The sequence below is a fragment of the Streptomyces sp. NPDC039736 genome (assembly GCF_055596485.1).
In genome coordinates this window covers 186,526-193,149 of record NZ_JBVIUQ010000013.1, presented here as the reverse complement: position 1 = coordinate 193,149, position 6,624 = coordinate 186,526, and the positions used below count along the sequence as shown (strand labels likewise).

At 68.8% G+C, this 6,624-nt stretch carries 6 protein-coding genes; all 6 read left to right on the top strand.

Going from position 1 to position 6,624, the window contains the following annotated elements:
* The first annotated feature begins 192 nt into the window (after window positions 1-192).
* Window positions 193-801 carry a CDP-alcohol phosphatidyltransferase family protein gene (locus ACZ56L_RS31925; protein ID WP_471068028.1) on the top strand — a complete coding sequence of 203 codons (609 nt, stop codon included), beginning with the start codon at window positions 193-195 and terminating at the stop codon, window positions 799-801.
* A 119-nt stretch (window positions 802-920) separates the two neighbouring features.
* Window positions 921-3,416 carry a mannose-1-phosphate guanyltransferase gene (locus ACZ56L_RS31920; protein ID WP_345225131.1) on the top strand — a complete coding sequence of 832 codons (2,496 nt, stop codon included), beginning with the start codon at window positions 921-923 and terminating at the stop codon, window positions 3,414-3,416.
* A 97-nt stretch (window positions 3,417-3,513) separates the two neighbouring features.
* Complete coding sequence (locus tag ACZ56L_RS31915; RefSeq protein ID WP_345225133.1) at window positions 3,514-4,440, top strand: DUF881 domain-containing protein; 927 nt, start codon at window positions 3,514-3,516, stop codon at window positions 4,438-4,440.
* On the top strand, window positions 4,437-4,769 hold the full coding sequence (locus ACZ56L_RS31910) for a small basic family protein (protein ID WP_040019805.1): 333 nt from the start codon (window positions 4,437-4,439) through the stop codon (window positions 4,767-4,769). Before ACZ56L_RS31915 ends, ACZ56L_RS31910 begins: the two co-directional genes overlap by 4 nt.
* Before the next feature lie 5 nt (window positions 4,770-4,774).
* Window positions 4,775-5,599, top strand: coding sequence for a DUF881 domain-containing protein (locus ACZ56L_RS31905; RefSeq protein WP_345226675.1), 825 nt, complete (start codon window positions 4,775-4,777; stop codon window positions 5,597-5,599).
* A 148-nt stretch (window positions 5,600-5,747) separates the two neighbouring features.
* A complete protein-coding gene (locus tag ACZ56L_RS31900; protein ID WP_471068049.1) occupies window positions 5,748-6,617 on the top strand; it encodes an FHA domain-containing protein in 870 nt (289 codons plus the stop codon).
* The last annotated feature ends 7 nt before the right edge of the window (window positions 6,618-6,624 follow it).

Sequence of the window (6,624 nt, the reverse complement as noted above, 5' to 3'; positions counted from 1 at the left end):
TGCAGGGGGGACCCTGTGGGAGAGTAGGACGCCGCCGAACAATCATTGTGGAAAAGCCCCGTACCGGGAAAACCGGTACGGGGCTTTTCTGCGTTTATGGGGCACGTACACCCCTGTGCGGTCGGCGGTGGTGGCTGAGGGTAAGGTCAGGGGGAAAATCGTCGGCACGTTCCCACAGCAGGAGGCCCCCGGGTGGAGGTCCAGGAGACTCGCGTTCAGACGGACCGGGTGCTCACCATCCCCAACATTCTGAGCATGGCTCGTCTCGTTGGCGTGCCCCTGTTCCTGTGGCTGATCCTCCGCCCCGTGTTCGGCGGGCCCAACAGTGACTGGTGGGCCCTGCTGGTGCTGATGCTCAGCGGCGTCAGCGACTACCTCGACGGCAAGCTCGCGCGCAAGTGGAACCAGATCAGCAGCTTGGGGCGGTTGCTCGACCCCGCTGCCGACCGGCTCTACATTCTGTCGACCCTGGTCGGGCTGACCTGGCGCGAGATCCTGCCCTGGTGGGTCACGGCGGCCCTTCTGGCGCGCGAACTCATGCTGCTCGTGATGGTGGGCATCCTCCGTCGACACGGCTATCCGCCGCCGCAGGTGAACTTCCTCGGGAAGGCGGCGACGTTCAATCTGATGTACGCCTTCCCCCTGTTGCTGCTCAGCGTTCAGGACGGGTGGCTCGGGGAACTTGGTGCTATTTTCGGATGGGCGTTCGCCGGATGGGGTACAACCCTCTATTGGTGGGCAGGGATTCTGTATGTGGTCCAGGTCCGTCGTCTGGTGAAGGCGGACACCGCGGCCGATTGACCCTGTCGAAGCGGCGCAGCGCAGCGCCGGCCCTCGTGGGCCTCCTGAGGCTGTGAAGGCCAGAATTCGACGGGCCCGGTCGGCTGGACCTTCTCTCGTCCAAGGAGGAATCTTCCGACATGAAGGCCGTCGTGATGGCCGGTGGCGAAGGCACGCGTCTTCGCCCCATGACCTCAAGCATGCCCAAGCCGCTTCTGCCGGTGGCCAACCGGCCGATCATGGAACACGTGCTGAGGCTGCTCAAGCGGCATGGGCTCAACGAGACCGTCGTAACCGTGCAGTTTCTCGCCTCGCTCGTCAAGAACTACTTCGGCGACGGCGAAGAGCTCGGCATGGAGCTCACCTATGCCAACGAGGAGAAGCCACTCGGCACTGCGGGCAGCGTCAAGAATGCCGAAGACGCGCTGAAGGACGACGCCTTTCTGGTCATCTCCGGAGACGCGCTCACCGACTTCGACCTGACGGACCTCATTCGTTTCCACAAGGAGAAGGGCGCACTGGTCACCGTGTGCCTGACCCGGGTGCCGAACCCGCTGGAATTCGGCATCACGATCGTGGACGAGGAAGGGAAGGTCGAACGGTTCCTGGAGAAGCCCACCTGGGGGCAGGTCTTCTCGGACACCGTGAACACCGGCATCTACGTGATGGAGCCCGAGGTCTTCGACTACGTCGACGCGGACGTCTCCGTGGACTGGTCGGGGGACGTCTTCCCGCAGCTCATGAAGGAGGGCAAGCCCGTCTACGGCTATGTCGCCGAGGGCTACTGGGAGGACGTCGGTACGCACGAGAGTTACGTCAAGGCGCAGGCCGACGTGCTGGAGGGCAAGGTCGACGTCGAGCTCGACGGCTTCGAGATCTCGCCCGGGGTCTGGGTCGCCGAGGGTGCGGAAGTGCACCCGGACGCCGTGCTCAGAGGGCCGCTGTACATCGGTGACTACGCCAAGGTCGAAGCCGGGGCGGAGATCCGCGAGCACAGCGTGATCGGGTCCAACGTCGTCGTGAAGAGCGGGGCCTTCCTCCACAAGGCCGTCGTCCACGACAACGTCTACATCGGGCCGCACAGCAACCTGCGCGGATGTGTGATCGGCAAGAACACCGACGTCATGCGTGCCGCCCGGATCGAGGACGGGGCGGTCATCGGCGACGAGTGCCTCGTCGGTGAAGAATCGATCATCCAGGGCAATGTGCGGGTCTACCCGTTCAAGACGATCGAGGCCGGCGCCTTCGTCAACACGTCGGTGATCTGGGAGTCCCGGGGGCAGGCGCACCTCTTCGGAGCGCGCGGGGTCTCCGGAATCCTGAACGTGGAGATCACGCCGGAGCTGGCCGTACGGCTGGCGGGCGCGTACGCGACGACGCTGAAGAAGGGCTCGACGGTCACCACGGCGCGCGACCACTCCCGGGGCGCCCGCGCGCTGAAGCGGGCGGTCATCTCCGCGCTGCAGGCCAGTGCCATCGACGTACGGGACCTGGAGAACGTGCCGCTGCCGGTGGCGCGGCAGCAGACGGCCCGGGGCAGCGCCGGCGGGATCATGATCCGTACGACGCCCGGGGTGCCGGACTCGGTGGACATCATGTTCTTCGACGAGCGCGGTGCGGACCTCTCGCAGGGCGGACAGCGCAAGCTGGACCGGGTGTACGCGCGCCAGGAGTACCGGCGGGCGTTCCCCGGGGAGATCGGCGACCTGCACTTCCCGGCGAGCGTCTTCGACTCGTACACCGGGTCGCTGCTGCGGAACCTCGACACGACGGGGATCGCGGACTCCGGGCTCAAGGTCGTCGTCGACGCCTCGAACGGCAGTGCCGGGCTCGTGCTGCCCAGCCTGCTGGGGCGGCTCGGGGTCGACGCGCTGACGATCAACCCGGGTCTCGACGAGGCGCGGCCGACCGAGACCGCCGAGTCCCGGCGGGCCGGACTCGTACGCCTGGGGGAGATCGTGGCCTCGGCGCGCGCCGACTTCGGCGTGCGGTTCGATCCGGTCGGCGAGCGGCTGTCGCTGGTGGACGAGCGCGGAAAGATCATCGAGGACGACCGGGCGCTGCTGGTCATGCTCGACCTGGTGGCCGCGGAACGGCGCAGCGGGCGGGTGGCGCTGCCCGTGACGACCACGCGGGTCGCCGAGCAGGTGGCGGCGTACCACGGGACGCAGGTGGAATGGACGACCACGTCGCCGGACGACCTGACGAGGGTCGCGCGTGAGGACACGACCATCTTCGGCGGGGACGGGCGCGGCGGGTTCATCGTGCCGGAGTTCAGCAGTGTCTTCGACGGCACCGCTGCCTTCGTACGGCTCATCGGGCTGGTGGCCAGGACGCAGTTGCGGCTGAGCCAGATCGACGCGCGGATACCGCGTGCGCACGTGCTGCGGCGCGACCTGGCGACTCCGTGGGCCGTCAAGGGGCTCGTGATGCGCCGGGTGGTCGAGGCGGCCGGGGAGCGGTCGGTGGACACCACCGACGGCGTCCGGGTCGTGGAGGCCGACGGGCGCTGGGTGATGGTGCTGCCCGACCCGGCGGAGGCCGTCACCCATCTGTGGGCGGAGGGGCCGGACGACGACTCCGCGCAGGCGCTCCTGGACGAGTGGGCGGCGATCGTCGACAGCGCGGGTCACTGACGCAGCGCCGGCGTGCCGGAGGGCGTCGTGCGACGGCCTCCGGTGCGCCGGTGGGGGCATTCGGTGACAGGGGCTGCGACATGCGACGATGTGCGGCATGTCGCAGCAGCCCCCCGTCCGGAGCACTCCTTCTCCACCGCGGCGCCCCGACGCGTCGATGTCGCTGCTGACGAACGTGATGGAGCACAGCCTCGACGACGGGTACGCCGAGGCGGCGGCCCGCCAGGAGGCCGACGGCACCGCCGGGATGCCCCGCACCCTGCGCAGGAAGCTCGGCCTGGCGGCCTGCCTGGTGCTGGCGGCGGCGGTGGTCACGCTCGGGGCGGCGAACGCGCGGCTGGCGGCCCCCGTGGTCGCCAAGGAGCGCGAGAAGCTCGTGGACAGGATCCAGGCCGAGACCGCCGGCGCCGACAGGCTGGAGAAGGACGTCGAGGCCCTGCGCGTGGACGTGGGGGAGCGGCAGCGCAAGGCCCTGGAGCAGCACGGGGGCGACCAGGCGGAACTGGTTTCCCTGCTCTCCGGAGCAACCGCCGTGACCGGACCGGGCGTCAAACTGGTCGTGGACGACGCCAAGGAGACCGGTGAGGGCAGTGACGGGCCGCGTGGCAGCAGTGGCTTCGCCGACACCGGCCGGGTCCGCGACCGGGACATGCAGCGGTTCGTCAACGGGCTCTGGCAGTCGGGTGCGGAGGCCGTCGCGATCAACGGGCAGCGGCTGACGATGCTCTCGGCGATCCGGGCGGCGGGCGACGCGATACTGGTCGACAACCGGCCGCTGGCACCGCCGTACACCGTGCTGGCCGTGGGCGGCAAGCATCTGGACACGACGTTCAACGACAGTGCCGACGGGCAGTACCTGCATGCCTTGCAGGAGAGCTACGGCATCCGAACGAGCATCGCCGACCAGGACGAGGTGCGGCTCCCGGCCGCGCCGAGCCTGATCGTACGCATCGCCCAGCCGCTGGCCGCAGGCGCGGCGAAGGGCGTGGCCGAACCGCAGAAGACAGAGAAGGGCACATCGTGATCGCCGTACTGGGCCTCGTCGTGGGAGTCGTGGTCGGATTGCTGGTCCGGCCCGAAGTGCCGGCGGTGGTCGAGCCCTATCTGCCGATCGCCGTCGTCGCCGCGCTGGACGCGGTCTTCGGCGGACTGCGGGCGATGCTCGACGGGATCTTCGTCGACAAGGTCTTCGTCGTGTCCTTCCTGTCGAACGTCGTGGTCGCGGCCCTGATCGTCTTCCTCGGCGACAAGCTGGGGGTCGGCGCGCAGTTGTCGACCGGTGTGGTCGTCGTGCTCGGCATCCGCATCTTCTCCAACGCTGCCGCCATCCGGCGGCACATCTTCCGGGCGTGACGCCGGTGAGCAACGAGAGCAACGGAACCGAAGCGCCGGGTCCGCTCCCGCAGGAGCGGGACGTCTTTCCCGAGCGGCCCGCGCCCGAGGAGCACCACAAGCACCGCGAAGTGACGGGTCGTCAGAGGCTGATCGCGGGGCTGTGGCCGCCGCGGGTCACCCGGGCCCAACTGATCGTGGCGCTGCTGCTGTTCGGGCTGGGGCTCGGGCTGGCGATCCAGGTGAACTCCACCAACGAGGACGGCGCGCTGCGCGGTGCGCGGCAGGAGGACCTCGTACGGATCCTGGACGAGCTGGACGACCGTACGCAGCGCCTGGAGGACGAGAAGCAGCGGCTGACCGCGCAGAAGTCGGAGCTGGAGAGCAGCTCGGACCAGGCCGAGGAGGCGCGCAAGCAGACGCTGGAGAAGGAGCGCCAGCTCGGCGTCCTGGCGGGCACGGTGGGCGCGCAGGGGCCCGGCATCACGCTGACCGTCCAGGACCCGCACAAGACCGTCGAGCCGGACCGGCTGCTGGACACCATTCAGGAATTGCGTGCCGCCGGGGCGGAGGCCGTGCAGATCAATGACGTGCGCGTCGTGGCCAACACATATTTCTCCGGTGACGCAGGCAGCATTCAGATCGACGGGAAGAACGTCGCCGCCCCCTACACCTTCAAGGTGATCGGGAAGCCGCAGGATCTGGAGCCCGCGCTGAACATCCCCGGCGGTGTCGTGCAGACTCTGGAGAAGGAGCAGGCCACCGCCGTGGTCCAGCGACTTGAGAAGATCGTCGTGAATGCCTTGCGACCGGCGAAGCGGCCTGACTACGCTCGGTCGTCATCGCAGTGAAGGCTGGGCGAATGAGCGTTGTCGGACAAGGGCATGAGGTTGCGGGGGGTCGGCGCACCGAGGACGCGGTGCGTGGTGGAAACTGTCCGAGTGATACGGACGTTGTGAGAATGTCCAAGTCAGCAGGTTTGTTGACGCAGGGTTCGTCCTGCCCCACGGGCGGGTCTGTTTCGGTCAAGGGGAATCGCCCGTGAAGTTGTTTGCGAAATTGTTCGGCAAGAGTGCACGCGACGACAGCAGCTCCCACACTGCGCGTCACCGTGCCCCGCGCCCCGGTGAGGCGGAGGAGCCGAGCGCCGAGCGCCCGCTCTTCCGCGACGAGGTCGGCGGCCGCGGCGCGCCGTCTGTTGACCCGGCCGGACCCGGCCGCATAGGTTCCGGAGAACCATCAACCTCAGGTACGGGTGGAGGGTTTGCTTCCGACCCGTACGCAACCAGCGCCCACCACGTGGGGCAGTCTCGGCAGGAGGATCCGTCCATGTCTGGGTTGCCCGTGTGCACGAGGTGCGGTCACCGGAACGCCGCCGACAGCCGCTTCTGCTCCAACTGCGGTGCGCCGCTGCGGGCCGGAGCCGCCGCCGAGCGGCCCTCGGAGACCACGTCGACCATCTCCATCTCGGGCCTGGAGGCCTACGAGGCGGAGAAGACGGGGCAGACCCAGCTGCCGTCGCTGTCGCCCGAGGCCCAGGCCGCGGTCGACGCGCTGCCGCGGGGTGCGGCGCTGCTGGTGGTGCGCCGCGGTCCCAACTCGGGAAGCCGCTTCCTGCTGGACGGCGAGCTGACCACGGCCGGCCGCCACCCGCAGAGCGACATCTTCCTCGACGACGTGACCGTCTCCAGGCGGCACGTCGAGTTCCGCCGCGGCGCGGACGGTGGCTTCACCGTCTCCGACGTCGGCAGCCTCAACGGCACGTACGTCAACCGGGAGCGCATCGACGCGGTCCTGCTGGCGAACGGCGACGAGGTGCAGATCGGTAAGTACCGGCTGGTCTTCTACGCGAGCCAGCAGGGCGTCTGATCCTCCG